Source organism: Bacillus sp. JZ39 (assembly GCF_053903145.1).
In genome coordinates this window covers 1,208,918-1,231,836 of the sequence record NZ_CP096389.1, presented here as the reverse complement: position 1 = coordinate 1,231,836, position 22,919 = coordinate 1,208,918, and the positions used below count along the sequence as shown (strand labels likewise).

At 45.7% G+C, this 22,919-nt stretch carries 29 protein-coding genes and 2 riboswitches; of the genes, 11 read left to right on the top strand and 18 right to left on the bottom strand.

What is annotated here, in order from left to right; all coding sequences use genetic code 11:
* Positions 1-40 precede the first annotated feature (40 nt).
* Complete coding sequence (locus tag M1D65_RS06410) at positions 41-586, top strand: GNAT family N-acetyltransferase (RefSeq protein ID WP_003232852.1); 546 nt, start codon at positions 41-43, stop codon at positions 584-586.
* A 31-nt stretch (positions 587-617) separates the two neighbouring features.
* On the opposite strand, the gene metC is transcribed toward M1D65_RS06410, so the two are convergent.
* Complete coding sequence (gene metC / locus M1D65_RS06405; protein ID WP_014479474.1) at positions 618-1,790, bottom strand: cystathionine beta-lyase; 1,173 nt, start codon at positions 1,788-1,790, stop codon at positions 618-620.
* Entirely contained in the window at positions 1,783-2,904 is a 1,122-nt protein-coding gene (metI, locus tag M1D65_RS06400; RefSeq protein WP_032725759.1) for a cystathionine gamma-synthase/O-acetylhomoserine thiolyase, read from the bottom strand. Before metI ends, metC begins: the two co-directional genes overlap by 8 nt.
* A 67-nt stretch (positions 2,905-2,971) precedes the next feature.
* Positions 2,972-3,092, bottom strand: a riboswitch (SAM riboswitch).
* A gap of 167 nt (positions 3,093-3,259) precedes the next feature.
* On the opposite strand from metI, the gene M1D65_RS06395 reads away from it, so the two are divergent.
* The 3 genes from M1D65_RS06395 to M1D65_RS06385 are packed head-to-tail and all read left to right on the top strand — an operon-like array spanning position 3,260 to position 4,956.
* Positions 3,260-3,982, top strand: a complete 723-nt coding sequence (locus tag M1D65_RS06395) for an esterase family protein (RefSeq protein ID WP_003245358.1) — start codon at positions 3,260-3,262, stop codon at positions 3,980-3,982.
* 36 nt (positions 3,983-4,018) lie between these two features.
* A complete protein-coding gene (locus tag M1D65_RS06390; protein ID WP_003232861.1) occupies positions 4,019-4,534 on the top strand; it encodes a YjcG family protein in 516 nt (171 codons plus the stop codon).
* Positions 4,534-4,956: a GNAT family N-acetyltransferase gene (locus M1D65_RS06385; protein WP_003245407.1), complete on the top strand. Its 423-nt coding sequence runs from the start codon at positions 4,534-4,536 to the stop codon at positions 4,954-4,956. The genes M1D65_RS06390 and M1D65_RS06385 overlap by 1 nt, the downstream gene beginning before the upstream one ends.
* A gap of 72 nt (positions 4,957-5,028) precedes the next feature.
* Here M1D65_RS06385 and M1D65_RS06380 read toward each other — a convergent pair whose 3' ends face one another.
* Positions 5,029-5,283: a hypothetical protein gene (locus M1D65_RS06380; protein WP_003232866.1), complete on the bottom strand. Its 255-nt coding sequence runs from the start codon at positions 5,281-5,283 to the stop codon at positions 5,029-5,031.
* A 116-nt stretch (positions 5,284-5,399) separates the two neighbouring features.
* Between M1D65_RS06380 and M1D65_RS06375 the strand changes: the two genes are divergently transcribed.
* Positions 5,400-7,679 carry an ATP-dependent helicase gene (locus tag M1D65_RS06375; protein WP_032725418.1) on the top strand — a complete coding sequence of 760 codons (2,280 nt, stop codon included), beginning with the start codon at positions 5,400-5,402 and terminating at the stop codon, positions 7,677-7,679.
* Positions 7,680-7,752: 73 nt separating this feature from the next.
* Here the strand turns inward: M1D65_RS06375 and spoVIF are convergent, their stop codons facing one another.
* From spoVIF to yjcA, 4 genes are all read right to left on the bottom strand, one after another.
* Entirely contained in the window at positions 7,753-8,007 is a 255-nt protein-coding gene (gene spoVIF / locus M1D65_RS06370) for a sporulation-specific transcription regulator SopVIF (protein WP_003232870.1), read from the bottom strand.
* Positions 8,008-8,139: 132 nt separating this feature from the next.
* Positions 8,140-8,289: a sporulation protein YjcZ gene (gene yjcZ, locus M1D65_RS06365; RefSeq protein WP_003232872.1), complete on the bottom strand. Its 150-nt coding sequence runs from the start codon at positions 8,287-8,289 to the stop codon at positions 8,140-8,142.
* Between the two features lie 81 nt (positions 8,290-8,370).
* Positions 8,371-8,577, bottom strand: coding sequence for a hypothetical protein (locus tag M1D65_RS06360; RefSeq protein WP_014479470.1), 207 nt, complete (start codon positions 8,575-8,577; stop codon positions 8,371-8,373).
* A 281-nt stretch (positions 8,578-8,858) separates the two neighbouring features.
* Positions 8,859-9,215, bottom strand: a complete 357-nt coding sequence (gene yjcA / locus M1D65_RS06355; RefSeq protein ID WP_014476457.1) for a sporulation protein YjcA — start codon at positions 9,213-9,215, stop codon at positions 8,859-8,861.
* Between the two features lie 159 nt (positions 9,216-9,374).
* Between yjcA and cotV the strand changes: the two genes are divergently transcribed.
* The 5 genes from cotV (at position 9,375) to cotZ (ending at position 11,951) form a co-directional block, all read left to right on the top strand.
* Entirely contained in the window at positions 9,375-9,761 is a 387-nt protein-coding gene (cotV, locus tag M1D65_RS06350; RefSeq protein ID WP_003244871.1) for a spore coat protein CotV, read from the top strand.
* A gap of 40 nt (positions 9,762-9,801) precedes the next feature.
* Positions 9,802-10,119 (top strand): spore coat protein CotW, encoded by a 318-nt coding sequence (gene cotW, locus M1D65_RS06345; RefSeq protein WP_003245818.1) that lies wholly within the window; start codon positions 9,802-9,804, stop codon positions 10,117-10,119.
* Positions 10,120-10,218: 99 nt separating this feature from the next.
* A complete protein-coding gene (gene cotX, locus M1D65_RS06340) occupies positions 10,219-10,737 on the top strand; it encodes a spore coat protein CotX (RefSeq protein WP_003244668.1) in 519 nt (172 codons plus the stop codon).
* 151 nt (positions 10,738-10,888) lie between these two features.
* Positions 10,889-11,377, top strand: a complete 489-nt coding sequence (gene cotY / locus M1D65_RS06335; RefSeq protein ID WP_003239243.1) for a spore coat protein CotY — start codon at positions 10,889-10,891, stop codon at positions 11,375-11,377.
* Between the two features lie 127 nt (positions 11,378-11,504).
* Positions 11,505-11,951, top strand: a complete 447-nt coding sequence (cotZ, locus tag M1D65_RS06330) for a spore coat protein CotZ (protein ID WP_003244982.1) — start codon at positions 11,505-11,507, stop codon at positions 11,949-11,951.
* A 93-nt stretch (positions 11,952-12,044) separates the two neighbouring features.
* On the opposite strand, the gene cotO is transcribed toward cotZ, so the two are convergent.
* From cotO to M1D65_RS06280, 10 genes are all read right to left on the bottom strand, one after another.
* Positions 12,045-12,728 carry a spore coat protein CotO gene (gene cotO, locus M1D65_RS06325; RefSeq protein WP_080262653.1) on the bottom strand — a complete coding sequence of 228 codons (684 nt, stop codon included), beginning with the start codon at positions 12,726-12,728 and terminating at the stop codon, positions 12,045-12,047.
* A gap of 100 nt (positions 12,729-12,828) precedes the next feature.
* Entirely contained in the window at positions 12,829-13,605 is a 777-nt protein-coding gene (fabI, locus tag M1D65_RS06320) for an enoyl-ACP reductase FabI (RefSeq protein WP_003232896.1), read from the bottom strand.
* Positions 13,606-13,739: 134 nt separating this feature from the next.
* The gene (gene thiD, locus M1D65_RS06315) at positions 13,740-14,555 is read right to left on the bottom strand and encodes a bifunctional hydroxymethylpyrimidine kinase/phosphomethylpyrimidine kinase (RefSeq protein ID WP_032725416.1); all 816 of its coding nucleotides are present in this window, start codon (positions 14,553-14,555) and stop codon (positions 13,740-13,742) included.
* An 18-nt stretch (positions 14,556-14,573) separates the two neighbouring features.
* Entirely contained in the window at positions 14,574-15,584 is a 1,011-nt protein-coding gene (gene thiF / locus M1D65_RS06310) for a thiazole biosynthesis adenylyltransferase ThiF (RefSeq protein ID WP_032725415.1), read from the bottom strand.
* Positions 15,581-16,351 carry a thiazole synthase gene (gene thiG, locus M1D65_RS06305; RefSeq protein WP_010886483.1) on the bottom strand — a complete coding sequence of 257 codons (771 nt, stop codon included), beginning with the start codon at positions 16,349-16,351 and terminating at the stop codon, positions 15,581-15,583. Before thiG ends, thiF begins: the two co-directional genes overlap by 4 nt.
* Entirely contained in the window at positions 16,348-16,548 is a 201-nt protein-coding gene (gene thiS, locus M1D65_RS06300) for a sulfur carrier protein ThiS (RefSeq protein ID WP_072173897.1), read from the bottom strand. Before thiS ends, thiG begins: the two co-directional genes overlap by 4 nt.
* Positions 16,548-17,657 carry a glycine oxidase ThiO gene (thiO, locus tag M1D65_RS06295; protein WP_120027978.1) on the bottom strand — a complete coding sequence of 370 codons (1,110 nt, stop codon included), beginning with the start codon at positions 17,655-17,657 and terminating at the stop codon, positions 16,548-16,550. The genes thiS and thiO overlap by 1 nt, the downstream gene beginning before the upstream one ends.
* Positions 17,641-18,258 (bottom strand): thiazole tautomerase TenI, encoded by a 618-nt coding sequence (tenI, locus tag M1D65_RS06290; protein WP_049140729.1) that lies wholly within the window; start codon positions 18,256-18,258, stop codon positions 17,641-17,643. The genes thiO and tenI overlap by 17 nt, the downstream gene beginning before the upstream one ends.
* Positions 18,233-18,943, bottom strand: a complete 711-nt coding sequence (tenA, locus tag M1D65_RS06285) for a thiaminase II (protein ID WP_049140728.1) — start codon at positions 18,941-18,943, stop codon at positions 18,233-18,235. The genes tenI and tenA overlap by 26 nt, the downstream gene beginning before the upstream one ends.
* Before the next feature lie 78 nt (positions 18,944-19,021).
* Positions 19,022-19,130, bottom strand: a riboswitch (TPP riboswitch).
* Positions 19,131-19,191: 61 nt separating this feature from the next.
* Complete coding sequence (locus M1D65_RS06280) at positions 19,192-21,036, bottom strand: monovalent cation:proton antiporter family protein (RefSeq protein WP_120027976.1); 1,845 nt, start codon at positions 21,034-21,036, stop codon at positions 19,192-19,194.
* A gap of 234 nt (positions 21,037-21,270) precedes the next feature.
* Here M1D65_RS06280 and prpE point away from each other — a divergent pair, with 234 nt between their 5' ends.
* Entirely contained in the window at positions 21,271-22,005 is a 735-nt protein-coding gene (gene prpE / locus M1D65_RS06275; protein WP_077670622.1) for a bis(5'-nucleosyl)-tetraphosphatase PrpE, read from the top strand.
* Between the two features lie 12 nt (positions 22,006-22,017).
* Here the strand turns inward: prpE and M1D65_RS06270 are convergent, their stop codons facing one another.
* Positions 22,018-22,917, bottom strand: a complete 900-nt coding sequence (locus M1D65_RS06270; protein WP_021479542.1) for an RluA family pseudouridine synthase — start codon at positions 22,915-22,917, stop codon at positions 22,018-22,020.
* Between the last annotated feature and the right edge of the window lie 2 nt (positions 22,918-22,919).

The window sequence follows — 22,919 nt, the reverse complement described above, 5'->3', positions numbered from 1 at the left end:
TGTAAGAGGAATGCTGACACGAGAACGGAGAGATCACTGTATGTTAAAAGGAAAAACCATTTATGTTAGACCTTTAGAAGTAACGGATGCCGAAGAAAATCTGCGGCTGCAAAGTGAAAATCGAGATTTTTTCGAACAGTTTTCTATGATACGCGCAGACGATTACTATACGGTTGAGGGGCAAAGAAAACGAATAACCGAGTATCAGGAAAGACTTGAGAAAGATGAAGAATATCATTTTGGCATCTTTACAGCGTCAGACGATAGATTAATCGGGACGGTTTCGCTCTTTCAAATCATCCGTGGGGCGCTGCAAACTGCGTTCATTGGGTATTTTTTAGACAAAGCTCATAATGGAAAGGGCATTATGACAGAGGCAGTCAGATTGGTTGTTGATTATGCGTTCCACGAATTGAAACTGCATCGGATTGAAGCCGGTGTGATGCCCCGTAATCTCGGGTCCATGCGTGTTTTAGAAAAAGCGGGATTTCATAAAGAAGGCATCGCCCGAAAAAATGTAAAAATTAATGGCGTTTGGGAGGATCATCAAGTCCTCGCGATTCTGAATCCTGATGACGAACAATAATAAAAGAAGCCGGCCATCCCCGGCTTCTTTTTTAACGAACCGCAACTGGAGCAATTTCTTTCAGCGCTTGTTCGAAATCGTGTTCTAAATCATCTGCATGTTCGACGCCCACACTCAGACGGAGCAGGCCATCAGTGATACCGCGTTTTTCACGCTCTTCCTTAGGCATTGCCGCGTGAGACATCGTTGCCGGATAGGACAAAATCGATTCCACGGCGCCAAGGCTGACAGCGAAGACCGGCAGTGACACATTCTCGACTAACTTCTTAACGGCCTCTTTGCTTTCAAGCTCAAAAGATAGCACGGCGCCCGCTCCCGTTGACTGGCTTTTATGGGTTTCAGCGCCGGGATGATCAGCCAGTCCCGGATAATACACGCGCTTGACCGCCGGGTGCTTCTGGAAAAATTCCGCAAGCCGCTGGGCTGTTTGGCTCGCTTTTTCTAAACGGACCTGCAACGTTTTTAAGCCGCGCAGCACGAGCCAGCAATCTTGCACGCCAAGGACGGCGCCGAACGCGTTTTGCAGCTTATACAGCTGCTTCCCAAGCTCTTCATCTTTGACAGCAGCCAAACCTGAGAGCACATCGCTGTGTCCGCTTAAGAATTTTGTCGCGCTGTGAAGTACAATATCCACGCCGAGGTCAAGCGGACGCTGCAGTGCCGGTGTCATGAATGTATTGTCCAGAAAGGTCAGACAGCCGTTTTCTTTTGCAAGCTGAACAATCGCTTTAATATCCGTAATCCCAAGTGTCGGATTTGATGGCGTCTCCATATAAATGACCTTTGTATTCGGCTTGATGCTCCGCGCCACTTCATTACGATCCGTCATGTCGACAAACGTATGCTCAATGCCAAACCGGGTCAGCACCTCTGTCACCATACGGAAGGTTCCGCCGTATACATCTTCTGTCACAAGAACGTGATCACCCTGTGACAGCAGTAAAAATGCTGTTGAGATGGCAGCCATGCCTGAACTGAAAGCAAATCCTCTTGTTCCGCCTTCCAGTGCGGCAATTGTTTCTTCGAGAGCTGTTCTTGTCGGCGTGCCAGAGCGGCTGTAATCATATGCCCCGAACTCTTCAAATGAAGATTGGTGAAAAGTCGAGGCGTGCTGAATCGGTACACTGACCGCCCCGGTTCCGCCGTCTGTTTTAAATGGATTGTGCACGAGCTGGGTTTCCAGCGTCCAATTGTGTTTACTCAAAAGAAACAGCTCCCTCTTTGACCTGACATAATGCCTGTTTTAGATCCTCTTTTAAATCTTCCGCATGTTCAATACCGACAGAAAAGCGCAGCAACCGATTGCACACCCCGTTTGCGATGCGGATCTCTTCAGGAATATCCATGTGCGTCTGGGTCGCAGGGTATGTAATAAAGCTTTCCACCCCGCCGAGGCTTTCTGCAAAACAAATGGTCTTCAGCGCTTTTAAAAACGGATTGACCCATTCTTCTTTTTGCAGACGGAAGGACAGCATGCCGCCTTTTCCGGGATACAGCACATCCGAAATTTCTTCCTGCTCTTCTAAAAACGCCGCAAGCTCCTGCGCGTTTGCCTGATGCTGGCGCATTCTGAGGCTCAGCGTCTTCATTCCTCTCATCAGAAGCCACGAATCAAATGGCGGCAGGACGGCGCCGATTGCATTTTGATGCTGAAACATTTCCTCTCCGAGCTGCTCATCCTTCACCACGACAAGTCCAGCAAGCAGATCGTTATGCCCGCCTAAATACTTGGTTGCGCTGTGAATGACAATGTCAGCTCCCAGCTCAAGCGGCCGCTGCAAGACCGGTGTATAAAATGTATTATCTACGATCAGCAGAAGACCGTGCTCCTTTGTAATCCGGGCAATATGTTCAATGTCCGCCTCCTGCATGAGGGGGTTTGTCGGCGTTTCCACAAACACCGCTTTTGTATTCGGCGTAATCTTAGAGCGTAAACAGTCCTCATCGCTGAAATCATCATAATGAAAAGTCAAGCCGTATTTTTTCCATTCATTTTCAAATAAACGGTACGTGCCGCCATATAGGTCCGATGAAACGATCAGTTCATCTCCGCTTTTAAACAGCGCCATAATCGTTTGGATAGCAGCCATTCCCGAACTAAAGGCAAGCCCTCTCGCGCCGTTTTCTAAGTTAGCGATCGCGTCCTCAACAAGCTGGCGTGTCGGATTTTTTGTGCGGACATAATCAAATCCGGTAGATTCTCCGATCCCTCTGTGGCGGTATGCTGTTGATAAATAGATAGGAGCACTCACTGTTCCCGTGACTTCATCGCTACGGTTCCCAATTTGAGCTAATTTCGTTTCAACGTGCTGTGACATATAGCTGACACCTTCCCTTTTCAAAATAAAAACCCCTTCTTCATAAGAAGAAGGGGTTTAACGCTTCTTCTTATCTTCCAAGCATAAAAAACGCTTGCTGGATTTAGCACCTTGGCGCTTTGCACATGCAAAACAAGCCGGTTGCTGAGGTTTCTAAGGGCCAGTCCCTCCACCTCTCACGATAAGAAATATCGATTTCAATTTTCTGATTGTTTTATATTAGCGCAATTCACAGTTTATTTCAACACTTTTTTCTTCGTGTGCCGAACCGTTTAAAGAGAGAAATTTCTAATAATTCATGGTACAATAATTGAAAATGCAAGAAAGTATAGTGATGTCCTGGAGGAATGTTTTTATGGCACCGAAAAACGGCACAGTGCAAGAAAAGAAATTCTTTTCAAAAGAGCTTAACGAGGAAATGACCTTGCTTGTTTATCTGCCGTCCAACTACTCCCCGCTTTATAAATACCATGTCATTATCGCGCAGGACGGCCACGATTATTTCAGGCTGGGGAGAATCGGCAGACAGGTTGAGGAATTGCTGTCGAAACGCGAAATAGACCGGAGCATTATTATCGGTGTTCCTTATAAGGATGTAAAAGAGCGCAGAAACACCTATCATCCGGAGGGTTCAAAATTTTCGGCTTATAAACGGTTCATCGCCCATGAGCTCGTTCCTTTTGCAGATGATGAGTATCCAACCTATCAGATCGGTTACGGCCGAACGCTGATCGGTGATTCGCTCGGAGCAACCGTGTCACTTATGACAGCGCTTGATTATCCGAATATGTTTGGCAACATCATCATGCAGTCTCCCTATGTTGACAAACACGTACTAGAAGCCGTAAAACAGTCAGACGATATCAAACACCTCTCTATTTATCACCAAATCGGAACAAAAGAAACTGACGTCCACACGACAGACGGGAACATTCTGGACTTTACAGAACCGAACCGGGAGCTGAAACAGCTGCTGGAGAAAAAGCTTTCCGATTATGATTTCGAGCCATTTGACGGAGACCACAAATGGACATACTGGCAGCCGCTCATCACCCCGGCGCTGAAAAAAATGCTTTAACACTCTATCATACTTTATTTCCAGGAGGGACATAATATGAAATACGGAATCGTTTTATTTCCATCAAAAAAGCTCCAAGACCTTGCAAACTCTTACAGAAAGCGCTATGACCCAAGCTACTCTCTAATCCCGCCTCATTTGACGCTGAGAGCATCCTTTGAATGCGCGGAGGAGAAAGCGGATCAGCTCGTATCACATTTAAGAAACATCGCAAAAGAGTCCCACCCACTCGTTCTCAAAATGACAAAATACAGCTCATTTGCGCCTGTCAATAATGTCATTTACATCAAAGCAGAACCGACGGAAGAGTTAAAAACACTCAATGAAAAGCTATACACCGGTGTGTTGGCAGGAGAACAGGAATATAATTTCGTTCCGCATGTGACGGTCGGCCAAAATCTTTCCGACGATGAGCATTCAGATGTGCTGGGACAATTAAAAATGCAGGAAGTGTCGCATGAAGAAATCGTTGACCGTTTCCACTTGCTTTACCAGTTGGAAAACGGATCGTGGACAGTATATGAAACCTTCTTGCTAGGCAGAGGAGAATAATGAAAGCAGTTATCGCAAAAAATGAAGAACAACTGAAAGATGCATTCTATGTAAGAGAAGAAGTCTTTGTCAAAGAACAAAACGTGCCTGCTGAAGAAGAAATTGACGAACTTGAAAATGAGTCAGAGCATATCGTCGTGTATGACGGTGAAAAGCCTGTCGGTGCCGGAAGATGGCGCATGAAGGACGGCTACGGCAAGTTAGAGCGGATTTGCGTACTGAAAAGCCACCGCTCAGCCGGTGTCGGCGGCATCATTATGAAAGCGCTCGAAAAAGCCGCGGCAGACGGAGGCGCTTCCGGTTTCATTTTAAACGCGCAAACACAGGCTGTGCCGTTTTACAAGAAACACGGGTATCGCGTGCTTTCTGAAAAAGAATTCCTCGATGCCGGCATTCCGCACTTACAAATGATGAAGGACTGAACGCATCCGGATCTTTTGAGATCCGGATTTTTACTGCATATAAAAAAACCGTTCTCTGGTATGAACGGTTTTTTATACATATCGATTAATATATGTGCCCATTCCTTTTTCTCGCAATCTCTTATAAAGAGAGCGCTTACGTTTCATCTCGTTTACTTTTCTTTCAGCTGCCGTTTGATTCTCCTGCTGCTTTTCCAGTTCTTTGTATACCCGCTGAAACGGGACATAGCTGATTTTTTCGGTTCCGGCATAATCCTGCTTATGTCCAATCGTTCTATTAGCATATTGAGCGTATTGCTGGTTCTGAATTTGACCTGCATATATCATACAATACCCACCCCTCTGCTGTCTCTTTTCCCTTAAACTTACTTTTTGAAACACATTTCTTTTGATATGATAGTCATTGTCTGTAATGAACACCTTTTGATTGGGAGGACCCCTTTTTGAAATGCGCCCGACTGAATGATAGAATCATACATTTACATACATATTCGAGAGAACATTATCAATTCCTCTTTGAAGAGGGAATAAAAGGACATTTATTTTGTTCTCATTGCGGAAAGCCCGTTTTGTTACGGCTTAACATCGCCGATCCGCCAGAGTTTATCCATCGCCAGCCAGGCGATTTTCCGGCATGTGAGGAGGCGTGCGAACCGAAGCCCTCTAAAGAGGGGAAAAAAGAAGATGATCAGGAATCTGGTGTGATTCGTTTACCCAAGGGAAAAGCGATCGCCGCTGACCCGTCCCCAGCTGTTACAGAATGGCACCGTCCTAGAAGCATTAAACCAGGAACACCATTTGTGCCAAAAACAATAGAACCCGATACGAGCCTTTTTCCGTCTGTCGGTTTAAACACGGATCAGCTGAAAGCTGTCACGGAAACAGAGGGCCCGCTCCTCGTGCTTGCAGGTGCGGGGAGCGGAAAAACACGGGTGCTGACAGCCCGTGCCGCCCACATGATCGAACACTTAGGCATACCGCCTGAAAATATGCTGCTTGTCACCTTTACAACAAAAGCTGTCGCTGAAATGAAAGAGCGTATGGCGAACCAGTACGGATTACAGCCGGCAAAAGTCAGAAGAATTGTGACAGGAACATTCCACAGTCTGTTTTATAAGATCTTGTATCACTCTAATTCTGCTAAATGGAACGGTGAGCATCTGCTGAAAATGGAGTGGCAGCGGGAACAATATATCAAAAAAGCACTCTATGAAGAAGGCATCGATGAGAAAGAATTCCCAGTTGACCAAGCCCTGCAGCAGATCGGTTTTTGGAAAAACACTTATGTCCCAAATGAACGCATCCCTCTAAAAGATGAGTGGGAAAAACAAGTTTATCGTTTATATGAACATTATGAACGCCAGAAAAAAGAACACAGCCAATTTGATTTTGATGACATGGCTTCAGCCTGCTATGAATTGTTTATCGAGCGGCCTGACCTTCTGGAACAATATCAATCTCGGTTTACGTATATCTTAATTGATGAGTTTCAGGACATTAATCCGGTTCAATACAAAATCATGCAAATGCTCGCCAGCCCGGAGCAAAACCTGTGCTGTGTCGGAGACGATGACCAGTCCATCTACGCGTTTCGCGGAAGCAATCCGTCTTTCATTCTTGATTTTCAAAAGGATTATCCGGGAGCGAAGACGATCTATTTAACTGCGAACTACAGGTCTACGCACCCGATCGTCTCTAGTGCTGATATCGTTGTGAAAAAGAACAAAAACAGATATGCCAAAACGCTTGAAGCGGCCCGCGATGACATTCAGGTCCCTGTGCTGTTTTATCCTTATGATGAAGAGGAAGAAGCCACAATGGTCGTTTCCGATATCAAAGAAAAAATTCAAAATGGAGCCAGTCCAGAAGACTTTGCGGTTCTTTACCGCACAAACAGCGGAGGCCGTGCTATATATGAAAGGCTTCATCAATCGTCAATTCCGTATACAGCTGACCGCGGCGTCCAATCGTTTTATAGCAGACGGATCGTCCGCCAGATTCTCGCCTACTTGTACGCCAGCCAAAATGAGGATGACACCGAGGCGATTAAACACTTGCTTCCCGCCTTGTTTTTAAAACAGTCCGCTTTGAATACGCTGAAGGCGCTCTCGATCACAGAGGACTGTACCATGATCAAAGCGCTGGCCAAATTGCCTGATCTGAAGCCATTCCAGCTGGACAAAATCAAGAAAATCGTACCGTTTTTTGCAAGCCTCCGCACGATGAAGCCCGTAGAAGCCATCACCTTTGCAGAAGGAAAAATGGGCTTCTCCGAGTATTTAAAAAAGCGGGGCAATGAGGGCAACAAGCTGGAAAAAGGTTCCGATGACCTGCGCGACATCAAGGTTGTCGCCAAGAAGTTCAAAATGATTCCTGACTTTCTTGCCCACGTAGACCATATGAGGGCCGCTGAGAAAAACAGAACGGATAAACATGGCGTTCAGCTGATGACCATTCACCGGTCAAAAGGCCTTGAATTCAAAACAGTCTACGTGTTAGGCACTGTAGACGGCTCGATTCCGCACGATTTCTCATTAGAAACGGCAAGAAAAGGAGACGAGGCCGCTCTTGAGGAGGAAAGACGCCTTTTATATGTAGCCATGACCCGGGCGAAACAGCATTTATATTTGTCTTGCCCCGCTAACAGGCGCGGCAAAACAGCCAACCGCTCAAGATTTTTGTATCCCCTGCTACAGAAAGCAAGACAGCCCTTGCATCATTAACAGCCCGGCAGATTTCTGCCGGGTTTTTACTGTAAAAAAAGGCCCGCTGCAGTGAGTCAGCCAGGCCATCCACTTATTTATTATCCATCATTTTAGAAATCGTGCCAAAATCAAGCTTTTCTTTTCCGCTTGTAATAGATTCCACAATTTTATCTTCTAATTCTTTTGGCACGCGTCTGTTTGCCATCTGCGCTACGCGGTTAATCACACTGCGCACTGTATTTTCATCTTTAAAATTAGCGTTTTGGAGTGATCCGGCAAGATTCATTACATCCTGCATCTTCACACCTGTTTTCTTTTCGATGTTCTTAAAAAATTGATTATCCATAATGCGCCTCCTTTTGGCGGAGTAATACGGTATTGTATGAATGCACATAATACATTGTGCTTTTCCAACATTTTTAAAAATAAACACAAGGCAAGGAAGCACGGGTTATAACCCGTACTTCCTCAATACATCTTAAAAGAAAGATGCACCTACGATGATGAGGAGAATGAATAATACGACCAACAAAACAAATGTTGAACCATAGCCGCCGCCGTAACCGCCAGCATAACCGCCATAACAGCCGCCGCCGTAGCCGCCGCCGAATCCGTATCCAAAGCCCATAGATAAGCACCTCCTTTACTCTCTATACACTATGTGAGCTGCTTGGATCGGCTTGGATATTCGCATAGGGCGTTTGCGGATTTACGATTGATCATATTGAGCTTGATGTTTTTTAAGTAAGGCCTCTGTTTTTTCAGCCAGCTCTTCAATCTCATCTTCAAATTCCAGACCGGCTTTATCAAATGCATCCAAGTCTTTTCTGATACTGCCCATCGTGTCTTCATGCTTTTTTTGCTTTTGTTCGTGAGGTTCATATCTTCCTTCTATCCATTTTTCAAACTCATTCACTTTTATCCCCCCGCTTATGATATATGCTGAGCAAGGCCGCCCCGTTAAAAAAACAAAAAACCGGAGTTCTCCGGTTTCTTTGCCAGGCTATTGAGGCTTTTTCTTTTTATTTCCGCACCCGCAGCCTTTCTTTTTTATCTTTTTTGATTGATACGATGAATCTGTATATGGAGATTTTTGGGAAGGTTTATGATGCTGATTCATTTTTGTCCCCTTCCTTTCCTTATGTCATATATGCTACTTTATGCGTATTCTGACAGAAAGTTGCTGGTAGTAACGCCTTATTCTTGCAGCCATTTTGATACGAGCGTTTCTATGATGCCGGCAAGGCCGGCGATCGCCAAAAGTAAAATCAGCCACTGCGCCGCTTGCGGGATCAACGCCTGGCATAAAATCAAAAAGCCGGCGCACCACACGCCTGTGCACCAATAGCAGCTCAGCAATTCACCAATAAACGCCCTGACACCGGTTCCCTTAATCACGATATAGGTTTCAATGTTTCCGTCCGCATCCTTTTCTTCCTTCTCTTCATGAAACAGACTGCGAAGCGGCGCCATAATCGTGTCAAACACCAGCAGGCGGGCGAGCCGAAAGACCGCAAGCGATAGAAGAACAATTGTCAGCCCATTTATAACCACTCGTTCACTCCTTTGCCAATCATGATCCCTTCACATATATGCCAAAACCCTATTCTTCATGAATTGTATCTTGTCCGGCAGAAAATTGGTTATTTTTATTATTCCGCTCTGCACCCCATTTGCATTATATAGAGTATGGATAAGAAAGGAGTGAAGGTTATGTCATTTGAAGAAAAAGTCGAATCCCTGCACCCTGCAATATTTGAGCAATTATCAAGCGAATTCGAACAGCAGATCGAAGTGATTGATTGCGAAAATATCACAATTGACACGTCACATATAACAGCTGCCCTTTCTATACAAGCCTTTGTGACAACCATGATTATCGTGGCGACTCAGCTCGTCATCGCCGACGAGGATTTGGCTGACGCAGTGGCAAGTGAAATTCTTATTCTCGATAGCTCCCAAATCAAAAAAAGAACCATCATTAAAATTATCAACAGCCGCAACATCAAAATTACTTTGTCTGCCGACGAGATAATAACCTTTGTACAAATCTTGCTTCAGGTGTTAAACAGCATTCTTAGTGAACTTGACGTCCTTTAACCCTTTCTTTTCACAAACTTAAAAGACGAGGTGAAAACAAATGTCAGATAACGATAAATTCAAAGAAGAGCTTGCAAAGCTTCCAGAAGTTGATCCAATGACGAAAATGCTGGTCCAAAATATATTTTCTAAACATGGGGTCACAAAAGACAAAATGAAAAAAGTATCAGACGAAGAAAAAGAAATGCTCTTAAATCTTGTAAAAGACTTACAAGCTAAATCACAAGCGCTAATAGAAAACCAAAAGAAGAAAAAAGAAGAAGCAGCCGCGCAAGAGCAAAAGAACACAAAACCGTTAAGCCGCAGAGAGCAGCTCATTGAACAGATCAGACAAAGACGGAAAAACGATAACAATTAGCCAATCATAAAAAAATAGGGTTCTTCATCAGGATATATGACTCAGTCAAAATAAGAGGCTCGCTCATTTAATAACAGTAAAAGAAAAGGAGGAATAGATATGGAAAGCAGACCATATTCTTGGGTTGCACTTGATCCTGACTGTGACCATCCGTTAGATGACAAAGAGAAAGATAAAGAAAAACACGAAAGAAAATGTCATTGCGACGTTTGCTGTAATGGCAATGGTTTTTTTGGCAACGACAACGCCTTCATCGACCAAGATCTAGCTCAAGCAAATCTCAACAAACAAGTTTCAGATGAAACGATTATTATTAGAGATTCTTGTGACATCAATGTTACATCTACAGACGTTCAAGCCGTAACATCAGTTGTAACAGCACTTAATGCCGCTGTCGTAACGGCAACTCTGACATCAATTGCAGACGGGGTAATTGCCGAATTAGTCGCACAAGATTTGTTACAGCTTACAGCTAACAAACAAGTAAACCGCCAAAAACTTCTCATCGAATGTTCCCGCGGCGTAAACGTCACAACAGTAGATGCCGATATCGCAACCCTTATTTCTACAGCAACAAATACACTCGTAGCCATCCTAGTTATCACTCTTGTCCTCTAGGACCTAAAAGCAGAGCTAAAAACGCTCTGCTTTTTCTTATTTTCCAAGCATATGATGAATATATAGACGTTCACCCACACCAAGTGGGGCACGGGTACATATGTTGTTAAGGACTAAAGTCAAATACCCTATAAAGAAGGAGCTGAAATCAATGAGCTGCGGAAAAACCCATGGCCGGCATGAGAACTGTGTATGCGATGCAGTGGAAAAGATTTTAGCAGAGCAGGAGGCAGTTGAAGAACAGTGTCCGACTGGCTGCTATACCAACCTTTTAAACCCTACGATTGCTGGAAAAGACACAATTCCGTTTCTCGTTTTTGATAAAAAAGGCGGATTGTTCTCCACATTCGGAAACGTAGGGGGATTTGTGGATGATATGCAATGCTTTGAATCCATTTTCTTCCGCGTCGAAAAATTATGCGATTGCTGTGCAACACTTTCTATTTTACGCCCGGTCGATGTCAAAGGCGATACCTTAAGTGTTTGCCACCCTTGCGACCCGGATTTCTTCGGGCTAGAAAAAACAGATTTCTGCATTGAAGTGGATCTCGGATGCTTCTGCGCGATTCAGTGCCTGTCACCAGAGCTAGTTGACAGAACATCGCCTCACAAAGATAAAAAGCATCATCACAATGGATAAACACTTGTAAAGAGGAATCCCCTTCCAAACTCTATTACAGGTGCAAATCATTCAGCTGCTTCCAGCGTGAGGCAGCTGACTCTCCATCATTTCGCCAGTCTCAAATTTATAAGGCAGGAGGGATAATATGAGCCAGAAAACATCAAGCTGCGTGCGTGAAGCTGTAGAAAATATTGAAGATCTGCAAAACGCTGTTGAAGAAGACTGCCCGACCGGCTGCCACTCTAAGCTTTTATCTGTAAGCCATTCGTTAGGCGACACAGTGCCTTTTGCAATATTTACATCAAAATCAACGCCATTAGTCGCCTTCGGAAATGTTGGCGAACTCGATAACGGCCCTTGCTTTAATACAGTATTTTTCAGGGTCGAAAGAGTGCATGGAAGCTGCGCAACACTGTCATTATTAATCGCATTTGACGAACACAAACACATTTTGGACTTCACCGATAAAGATACGGTGTGTGAAGTGTTCCGACTCGAAAAAACGAACTACTGTATTGAAGTTGACTTAGACTGCTTCTGCGCAATCAACTGCTTAAATCCTCGATTAATCAATCGTACACATCATCATTAATCATAAGCTGGAAAAGCTTGCAGGCCTGCAGGCTTTTCTCTATATAAAAAAAGCTGTCCGGCAACATCAGCCGGGCAGCTTTTTTCTTTTTCGTTAAAAACCGAGCGGGTGCAAAGAGGTAATATCATCGATTGCCAGCTCGGTTGGGGCTCCGTTTCCGGTTGTTCGAAGGAGGACAGAATCATTTCTTCTTCCGACAATCACGCCCCTGTACGTTCTTCCATTGGCTTCAATCAAACAAAGCGCTCTCGGCATGTTATGAGGCAGCTTTGTTAAAAAATCAATTTTTTCGTGGATCGTCATCTTGCTCATCGGTTTTTTCACTTTTCGTGCCGGCGGTGCTTTTTCCTCCGCTTTATCAGCACTATGGACAGCTTCCGGTTCTTTCTCAGGCTTCCGGGTCTCAAGTGCAGGCTCTTCCTTTTTTTCTGCTTTCGGGGGCTCGTGTTCAACGGTTTCTTCTACGGCCTGCGGCTCTGCTTTCTGTTCCTCTTGGCTTTTTATGTTCTCTGGCTCTCTCGCCTCTTGTGTTTGCTGACTCACTGGTTCGGCTGCAGGCTTTTGGTCTTCTTGCAGGACATCCTGTGCCACGGCTTCCTCCTGCTGCTTCTCATGGTAAGCCGGCTTTTCCTCAGCTTTTGGCGGAGCGGGTTTGTCGGCCTTTCTTTTGATGACAATCTCCTGCATGGATGACCTTGTAGTTTCTGCATAATCCGGCTGAACAATATACATGAGCGGTTTTTTATCCGCGTTTCTTTTCTTATTAGACATCTTCATCCCTCCGATTGTGTCATATTCTATCTATATGACAGAAAGCTGAAAATCAGAAGAAATAAAAAAGCAATCCCTATTCGGGATTGCTTGATATAGATCCTGCTTAGCGGGCAGTGATATGGAAACCTGAATCAACGTGAAGATTTTCACCTGTAATCCCGCGGGACATATCACTGAACAAGAACGCAGCTGTATCGCCCACTTCTTCAGGTGTTGTCGTGCGGCGAAGCGGTGCACGCTCTTCGATGTCTTTTAAGATAGAGTTGAAATCGCTGATGCCTTTAGCAGATAATGTTCTGATCGGGCCGGCAGAAATGCTGTTGACGCGGATATTTTCTTTTCCTAAGTCAGCAGCTAAATATTTCACACTTGCATCAAGAGAAGCTTTTGCTACACCCATAACGTTGTAGTTTGGCATCACAAGCTCTCCGCCAAGGTACGTCAAAGTGACAATGCTTCCGCCTTCAGTCATCATCGGACGTGCCGCTTTAACAACAGCAGTCAGAGAATATGAGCTGATGTTATGAGCCAAAAGGAAGCCATCACGATTTGTGTTTAAGTATTCGCCGACAAGCTCTTCTTTGTTGGCAAACGCGATACAATGCGCGATACCGTGGATTACACCGACCTGCTCCTTAATGCTTGCGAAGCAAGTTTCGATTTCTGCGTCGTTTGTTACATCGCAAGGAAGGATGATGGAATCGTTGCGGTCTAACGTTCCGGCAAGCTCGTGAACGGATTTCTCCAGGCGTTCACCAGCGTATGTGAAAATCAAACGTGCACCCGCTTCATGTAAAGAACGCGCAATGCCCCAGGCGATGCTGCGTTTGTTGGCTACCCCCATCACAACAATGTTGCGGCCTTCAAGTGAAAAATTCATATGTATAAAGCCTCCTATATTTAATAAAGACATAGTATTAGTACCTGATCTTAATTCCTATCATATCATAACCTTGTCCAGATGAAAAGCGCATACGTAGCAAACGCAAAAGAGATCACCATCAGCTGGTGATCTCATCGGCTTGTATTTAAGCTGTTTCGTTTAAAAGCGAAATGGTTTGTCGGCCCGTGTCCCGATCCGATGCCGAGCGTATTTTCCACCGCTTCACGGACAAAGTTGGCCGCAACCTCAAATGCCTGATGGATGCTGTCTCCTTTAGCCGTTTGGGCCGTTAAAGCCGCAGCAAAGGTGCAGCCTGTGCCATGCGTATGCTTCGTATTGATATAAGGATGGGTGATTTGCATAAACATGCTGCCATCAAAAAGAAGGTCAGTAATGTGATTGTCCTCAGGCTGGTGCCCGCCTTTGATAATGACATGCTGCGCACCCATCTTGACGAGCTGCTCCGCTGCTTTTTTCCGGTCATCCAGCGAGCTGATTGTCATTCCTGTCAGCGTTTCTGCTTCCGGGACATTCGGCGTAATCGCGTAGCTTCTTGGAATGAGCAACTCCTTTAAGGTGGCAACTGACTCATCACGCAGCAAGGATGCCCCGCCCTTTGCGATCATAACCGGATCAACAATTACACGATTGAATCCGTACTCGTCAATTTTTCTTGCCACTTCTTCAATCATGTCGGCATTCCAGAGCATTCCCGTTTTGACTGCATCCGGTCTCAAATCCTCAGCAACAGCGTCAATTTGCTGTCTCAACGCCTCTACAGTCAGCGGATGCACCCCATGAACGCCAAGCGTATTTTGAGCGGTTACCGCTGTAATTGCAGACATTCCGAATACATCAAGCTCTTGAAAGCTTTTAATATCAGCCTGTATCCCTGCGCCGCCGCCTGAATCTGATCCGGCGATTGTCAATGCTTTATATATACTCATTACACTACACTCCTTTTATTACCCAATCCATTTATGATAAATGGATTTTGCCCGGGCAATATCATTTGTTCCATGGATCAAAGCTCTGCCGTCCCGGAACAACACCATTTTCATATCATCCGAGCGGCAGGAAATTAAATACGGGTTCGCAGCTACTTCAAGCCCGGCCTGCCTCAGCTGAGCGGCAAGCGCTTCAAGATCCGCTTCTTTCGTAATAGATGATCTGATCTGCACCGTGTTCCTGCCGCACAATACAGCCGCTTTTGTTTGATTTTCATAAGACAAAAACGGAAAATCCTTTGTGCCGCAGCTTGGGCATGCGTCATGTTTGAGACTGGCCGCTCTCACTTCTGACCGCTCGTTTTTCCACAAATCAAAGGAGCGCAGCACCGGCTCGCACTCCTCTCCCGTCAGCAGCTTCAGTGCATCTGTTACCTGAAAGACTGCTACCTGCAAAACAGCCGGACTGATGATGCCAGCTGTGTCACATGTTGCTCCGCCAATCGGAAGTGCATCGAGCAAGCAATGCAGGCAAGGAGTAGAACCCGGCACCACGGTAAAGGTGAGGCCGTAGCTCCCTACACAGGCACCGTAAAGAAAAGGAATCCCTTCCTTTACCGCAGCATCATTTACGATCAGGCGGGTTTCAAAATTATCAGCCGCATCCACTATAATTGATGCATCCCTAATCAGCTCGAAGATATTTTCTGCTGTCACATCCATGACAAGGCCGGTCACATCAACATCGCTGTTAATCGAACGGAGACGGCGCTCCGCAGCGGCTGCTTTCGGCATTTCTTTTTTGACATCATCTTCTGTATAAAGCTGCTGGCGCTGGAGGTTGCTCCATTCAACATAATCTCTGTCGGCAATTTTCACAGAGCCGACTCCCGCTCTCACCAGCATTTCTGCACTGGCTGTTCCGAGCGCGCCGGCGCCGATAATCACGGCGCGCGCTTCTTTCAATTTTTTCTGGCCGGATGGGCCGATCGGAGCAAACAGCTCCTGCCTTGAATACCTGCCCGTCATACAGGAAGACCTTCTCCCGGACTGCTTGCCGTTCCGTATTGCTTAAGCGGGATTCGGCCCGCCTCATAAGAAAGGCGTCCTGCTTCCACCGCGAGCTTCATGGCACGAGCCATTTTCACAGGATCGTCAGCTCCCGATACAGCCGTATTGAGCAGTACGCCATCCGCTCCAAGCTCCATTGCGTATGCCGCATCTTTAGGCGAGCCGATTCCAGCATCCACGATGACCGGCACTTTCGCCTGTTCAATAATAAACGACAGATTCAAAGGATTTAAGATTCCTTGTCCTGATCCAATCGGAGATGCACCCGGCATGATGGCATGAACGCCGAGCTCTTCCAGCTTTCTCGCCAGCACAACGTCATCCGACGTGTACGGGAGCACAATAAAGCCTTCTTCAAGAAGCTGTTCAGACGCTTTTAATGTCTCAACAGGGTCAGGCAGCAAGGAACGGCTGCATCCGATGACTTCAACTTTAATCATGTCACAAAGGCCTGACGCTTTCGCCAGCCTTGCAATCCGAACCGCTTCTTCAGCAGTGCTGGCGCCCGCTGTATTCGGCAAAAGCGTATATTTGGATAAATCAAGCTGTTCCAGAAAATTCGGCTGAGATGCTTCAAAGATGTTCATTCTCCGCACAGCAAATGTTAAAATATCAGACTCGGAAACAGCTACTGCTTCCTTTTGAATGTCAAACGATGGGTATTTCCCCGTGCCCAGCAGCAATCTTGATTGAAATGATTTTCCGCCAATTGTTAACATGCTCATCCGCCTCCTACAAAATGGACAATTTCAATGACATCACGATCACAAAGCTCAACCTCGTGATAGCGTTCTTTCCCGATTATTTCTTTATTTCTTTCCACGATAACAATTTTATTTTCAAGCTGATAAGACGCCAACAGGTCTTGAATTGTACCTGTGTCTTTTTCCCACTTCACGTCTTTACCGTTCAGCTGTAGGATCATATCTGAATCGCCTCCTTGCGATCAATTCGGAATGCGTGCAGCCAGTCTTGGTTGACCTCTTTATTCATGATGAGGTCACTGATCAAAGCGCCCGTTGCGGGAGCAAGCAGGATCCCATTTCTGAAATGGCCCGCCGCAAATAAAATACGGCTGTCCTCAGGATGTCTGCCGATGTACGGTTTTCCATCCTTTGTTCCCGGCCGGAGTCCCGCCCAAAAACGATCCACCTTCATATTCTGTATAGCTGGCAGCATCGTTTTTGCTTTTTTCATAACCGATTCCAATCCGCCAAGATCCGGTGTTTCACTCCAGTCTCCCGGCTTCATTGTCGCGCCGACAACCAGTTTGCCGCTTTTTCTCGGTACGATATAGCAGTGATCATGGTAAAGCGTTTTTGTCAGCGGGATATCATCATTCCAAACGGACAGGCACTCCCCTTTTACAGGGAGAAAAGCATTGTTCAGTCCGAGCTGTTTAAAAAACATCCCGCTCCACACTCCGCTGGCAACGACAACATGATTAGCCCATACGTCTCCGCTAGGGGTCTTGATGGACAGGGCTTCACCGTCACGTTCGACATGCAGGACAGGCGTATGCTCAAAAATCTCCGCCCCAAGCATTTTTGCTGCTTTCACATATGCCTTGCAAACAAAATAAGGCTCCACATGCACATCCTCCTGAATAAAAGATGCACCAAAGATGTCACCAGACGCATACGGCTCTTTTTCTAACACCTCTTCTTTTGAATACCAGCTGACAGAGTCCAAATCGTCCATCTGTCTCAGCTGCAGCACATCTTCTTCAGAAAATGCAAGCTTAAACATACCGCCGTTATGCTGCCTGATATCCACACCAGATAATGCATAAAGCTCTTCTCCAAGACCTTTGTACAGACGCTGACTGTGCATGGCGAAATCAAAAAACGCGTCACGTTCCTCGCATTCGGCATGGGCGCCCAGCATTCCGGCAGCGGCACTTGTCGTTCTGCCGCCCATTGTTCCGCTTTCAAACAATGCGGTGCTTTTGTTTTCCTTTGCCAAATGATAAGCAATCGCGGAACCGATAATTCCGCCTCCAATCACCACTGCTTCATAATGCCTTTTCATAGCGCATCTCCTTTAGCTTGCGGGAATATCGTCTGGCTGCTTCCAAGGGCTCAGCGGAAGAGAAAATTCCTGACATAACAGCAATGCCGTCTGCCCCTGCTTGTTTTACGTCTCTTAACCTGTCCGGCGTCAACCCCCCGATGGCTATAACCGGGATGGAAATCCGCTGTTTGATATCTGACAGCAAAGATACTCCTCTGCCTTCAAGACCCTTTTTGCAATCCGTTTCAAACACATGGCCGAACAGCACGTAGTCCGCGTCTTCCTTTTCTGCTTGAACCGCTTCCTCCAGTGAATGCACCGACCTCCCGATATGAAGGTGTGGAAATCTGGCTCTGACCTGCTTTGGTGAAAAGCTGCCGCTTGGCAGCTGCACGCGGTGAATAGTAGAGAAAAGCGCAATATCCACGCGCCCGTTCATCACCAGTTTTCGTTTATCTATACCGCCTTCAAAAATAAGCTCGAGCAGTTTCAAAATATCCGCCGCCGATTTTGAGCGTTCCCGAATATGAATAAAATCAACTTCATTCTGAATCGTAATGATGATTCTCGCTAGCTCTTCTACCGGCTTGCTGTCATCCGTTATGGCGTGAAGCTCCACATTCCTCCACCTCTTTTATGGCGCTGTCAGACCAGCCTTCTTTTCGATAGGCCATTCCCCAAAATTGATATTCATAGTAGCTGGAGATGACAAAATTCTCTTTCATCTTGGCACGCACTTCCTCCGTGCTGTTTTCCGCCAGCTCATTAAAGCGGTTGATTTGCTCCTCGACCTGTTGTCTAAACCAATCACCGCCATATGTGCCAATCCACTTCTGATAAATTGGATGCCCCGGATCACAATGCAGCAATTTCTCACCAACCTCGTAATAGAGCCAATAGCATGGCAGCAGGGCCGCTAAGATTTCAGCGAAATTCCCGCTCAAAACCGAACGGTACATATGGGATGTATAAGAGTACGCAGTAGGAGACGGCTTAAACGCCTTACGCTCTTCCTCGCTGATTTCCAACAGCTCGGCAAACTCCCGATGAAGCGCCATTTCCGCCTCATATGTACCTTGGGCATGGCTTGCCATCCGCCCCGTTGTATAAAGGTCCTTCGCATAAGCGGCGCCAAATGACTGCACCTTTGCAAAATGCGTTAAATAATAGGAATCCTGAAGTACGTAGTATTTAAAACGGTCAATCGGAAGCGTTCCGTCACCGATTCCTTGAACGAACGGATGGACAAAGCTCCCCTCCCACCATTCTGCGGCTGCACTGCGGCATTCTTCTGAAAACTTCACAAATCATTCCCCCTCTGAAAATAAAAAAACCACTTTCCCGCAAGGAAAAGTGGTTTGGAATTGGCATAGTAAAATAACACAAATACCGCTCCACTTCCCTACGCAGGTCTGAACCTGTTCAAGTTATGAGGGTCTAAAAGTCACACTTTTATCTCAGCCCTTATGAAGGACACCCCTAGTGGTTAAACGAATACATATTGAATTGTTCTGCACCTCTATATTAACACGAATCCTTATTTGGTCAAGATTTATCCTTCCAATGTTTTCTTAAGATCCGTTACGTACCCCCGAGATCCGGTGACAATTAAGCGATCTCCCAATTTCAGCCTAGTATCCCCATGAGGAACAATGCTGTCCACACCTCTGAAAATCCTGACAAAGATGACGTCGCCTGTTAAAGGGAATTCCCGTAAAATGACACCATCATATTTACTGTTCTCCATATTAATTTGATACAGCGAAGACTCTTGGTTCGTGAGCAGCTTCATGACGCCAGGCGCTTCTATCAGTGCGCGAAGCAGCGTTTTTGTCGACAGCAGAATAGAAAAGATGCTGATTCCCTGCTCCTTCAAAGCTGCTTCATGCTCCGGTGATCCTACGCTTGCAATGACTCTTTCTGTGCCTTTTTCTTTTGCAAGTAATGCAATGTCTGCATTCATATCTTCTTTCCCGGTCGCCACAACGAGAATATCCGTTTCAAAAATGCCGAGTGATTCAAGCGTCTCGTGTTCATAGTCAGAAATTGTTTCAACAGCAAACACTGATTCTGACAGCTTTTCCTCCGCATTCTCTTGGTAGACGTGTACAACACGCACGTCATACTCTTCCTCTGGCAATTCAAGTGTAACAGGCAAAGTCATTTGATTGGCGCCAATGAACGTAATCATCTTTTTCTCCTCCGGCTGCTCTTCCCGTTTGTATAATTTTTTAAAACAGATCGGCGTAAAAATACTTGCAATGACAGCTACTAAAATTAGCGCTCCTGACATATTTGCACTGATCACGTGAAGCTGCTGGCCGATTGTTGCAGCGGCAATCACGAGCGAAAGCGTTGATGTCAGCAGGAAACCAGACGCGAAAATGGTTCGGTTATCATACCACTTCTTTAAGTACATGACAGGAATGATTTTGCTGACTAACAGCGCCAGCAGCAGGAGCGGAATCATGATTAAAATTGTTTTATCCTGGAAAAGAGTCCAAATATCAAGCTTCACACCGACCATCACGAAGAAAATCGGTATTAAGAACCCATAACCGAATGAGTCCAGCTGCTGAACAAGTTCTTTGTTTGGCGAAAGCAGGGAAACAAGAACCCCCGCTAAGAAAGCGCCGAGAATATTTTCCGCCCCAAGTGATTCAGACAGGGCAACGAGTACAATAATTAACGTAAAAATGGCACGCGTCCCGATCTGGATCGTCCCTTTTGACATGGATTGAACAAAAGAGCGATGTTTGAAGACCCGGCCGAAAAAGTAAAGCACCACTCCGGCCGCAAACAGAATCATCAGGAGCCACATGTTTCCGCTGTCCTCTCCGTATAAAGAAGAAAAAACAGCAAGAAGAATCATCGTGGCCAAATCAGCAATGACAGCAACAAGTAAAATAATCTGCCCGATATTCGAATTCATGATCCGTTCTTCTTTTAATGTTGGAACGACAACGCCTAATGAAATCGTTGAAATAATCAGGGTCATCAAAAATGCATTTTGGATAAATCCGGCCAAGACGAACCCATAGGACAAGAGCAATGATAAAATAAAAATACCGACGAAAATAACAGATGCCGCAGCAAACGTATTCGGCGCTTCCTTGCCATTCGGCAGGAACTGCTTTTTCTTTCCTTTCTCAAACGACGAAAAATCAATTTCAAGCCCGCTTAAAAACATTAAAAAGATAAATCCGAGCATAGAGAGTGTCTGGAGCCAGGTGTCACCCTCCACAACTAAATTAAGGCCGCTTTTCCCAATAATCAGCCCCATAATGATTTCAGCAACAACAACCGGGATGCTGAGTTTAAACCGATGCAAAAGGATGGGTGTCAAAAATGCAACGATAAGTACAACAACTAAAGATGCGACAGATGTATGCGCCATAATCAGAACCTCCTTTTTAAGTCAGGGTTATGCTAGTTCTCACTCAGAGAACAAAACCTCATTTTTAAAAAACATAACGCGATTTTAACAAGGGTGATGATGAAAAATAAAGTGATAAGGTCTTAATCCTGTTTAGAAAATGATTCTTCTTCTATAATTTGCACATAAAAGCTTGTGATGACTCACAACACTTTGCTTCATAATAAATAAAACAATCGGTAAGGAGGATACCGCATGGCTTACGATATCATCAGCGATATTCATGGCTGCTATGACGAAATGACTGCATTAATCCAAAAGCTTGGCTATACAATCAAAAATGGAGTACCTATCCATGAAGAAGGCAGGGTGCTTGTTTTTGCCGGAGATTTAACTGACAGAGGGCCCAAATCGATAGAGGTCATCCGATTTGTAGCCGGCGCTTACGAAAAAGGCGCTGTGCGTTATGTCCCGGGAAACCATTGCAATAAATTATATCGTTACTTAAAAGGAAATCCGGTAAAAGTGATGCATGGTCTCGAAACAACAGCGGCAGAGCTTGAGGAACTTTCTAAAGATGAGAGAAAATCAGTCAGCGAACAGTTTATGAAGCTGTACGAAACAGCGCCGCTTTACGACATCTTACATAATGGAGAATTAGTTGTCGCCCATGCTGGCATAAGAGCTGACGATATCGGCAAATATACCCGGAGAGTGAAGGACTTTGTGCTTTACGGTGACGTGACGGGTGAAACATATCCGGACGGCAGACCCGTCAGACGTGATTGGGCGGCAGCCTATAACGGAAAGGCTTGGGTGGTATACGGTCATACACCTGTGAAAGAGCCTCGGAAGGTCAATCGCACCATCAACATTGATACAGGCTGCGTGTTCGGAAATCAACTGACAGGCTTTCGCTTTCCAGAAATAGAAACCGTCTCTGTTCCAAGCTCCCTGCCTTACGACGAATCAAGATTTCGCCCCATATAAAAAAGGAGAGAATCAATGATTCTCTCCTTTTATCAGTTTTCTCATATCCTGAGGCAGTGGAGCATGAAACGTCATGTTCTCCTGTGTCAGCGGATGGATAAACGAAAGATGCTCGCTGTGCAGAGCCTGCCGGCCAATTTCCTGTCTCGTTCCGCCGTACAGTGTATCGCCGCACAACGGGTGCCCGAGATAACTCATATGAACACGAATTTGATGGGTTCGTCCAGTCTCAAGCTGCAACGTCACCGAGGTCATATCGTCATTTGCACATGTGACGTAAAAATGCGTAACAGCCTTCTGGCCGTCTGGCGTTACCGTCCGTTCAATTATACTGTCAGGATGTCTGCCAATCGGAGCATCGACTGTTCCCTCCATCTGTGCCATCCGCCCGTGAACCACTGCCGCATACCGGCGTTTCACAAGGCCGTTTTTTTGCGCAGACGATAAAATGGAGTGGGCAAATCGATGCTTGGCAACAAGCATGACACCTGATGTATCCCGGTCTAACCGGGTGACAAGATGAACTGTCGCCCTCACTCCGGTTGTTTGATAATGATCAATAATTCCATTGGCAATGCTGCCGGAGGGGTGCTCTCTCGAAGGGATTGATGACACATACGGCTGCTTGTTTATCACAAGCACATGTTCATCCTCATAAAGGATATCGAGCGGAACAGGCTCTGCCAACAGCGTCTCGCTCACCTGCTCCTCAGGAAACTTCACGATAAGAAGATCTCCCTCTTTCAAAACGTATTTGACCGTCACATGCTCACCGTTAATCTGCAGGTCGCCCCCGCCAAACTTAATATCGGTCAGCAGACGTTTTGAAATTCCCAGTTCACTGGCATATTCCTTTACAGTCATCCCGTCCTCAGCGGAAGTAATGTTCTTTCTGATAAAAAAATGCTCCACGA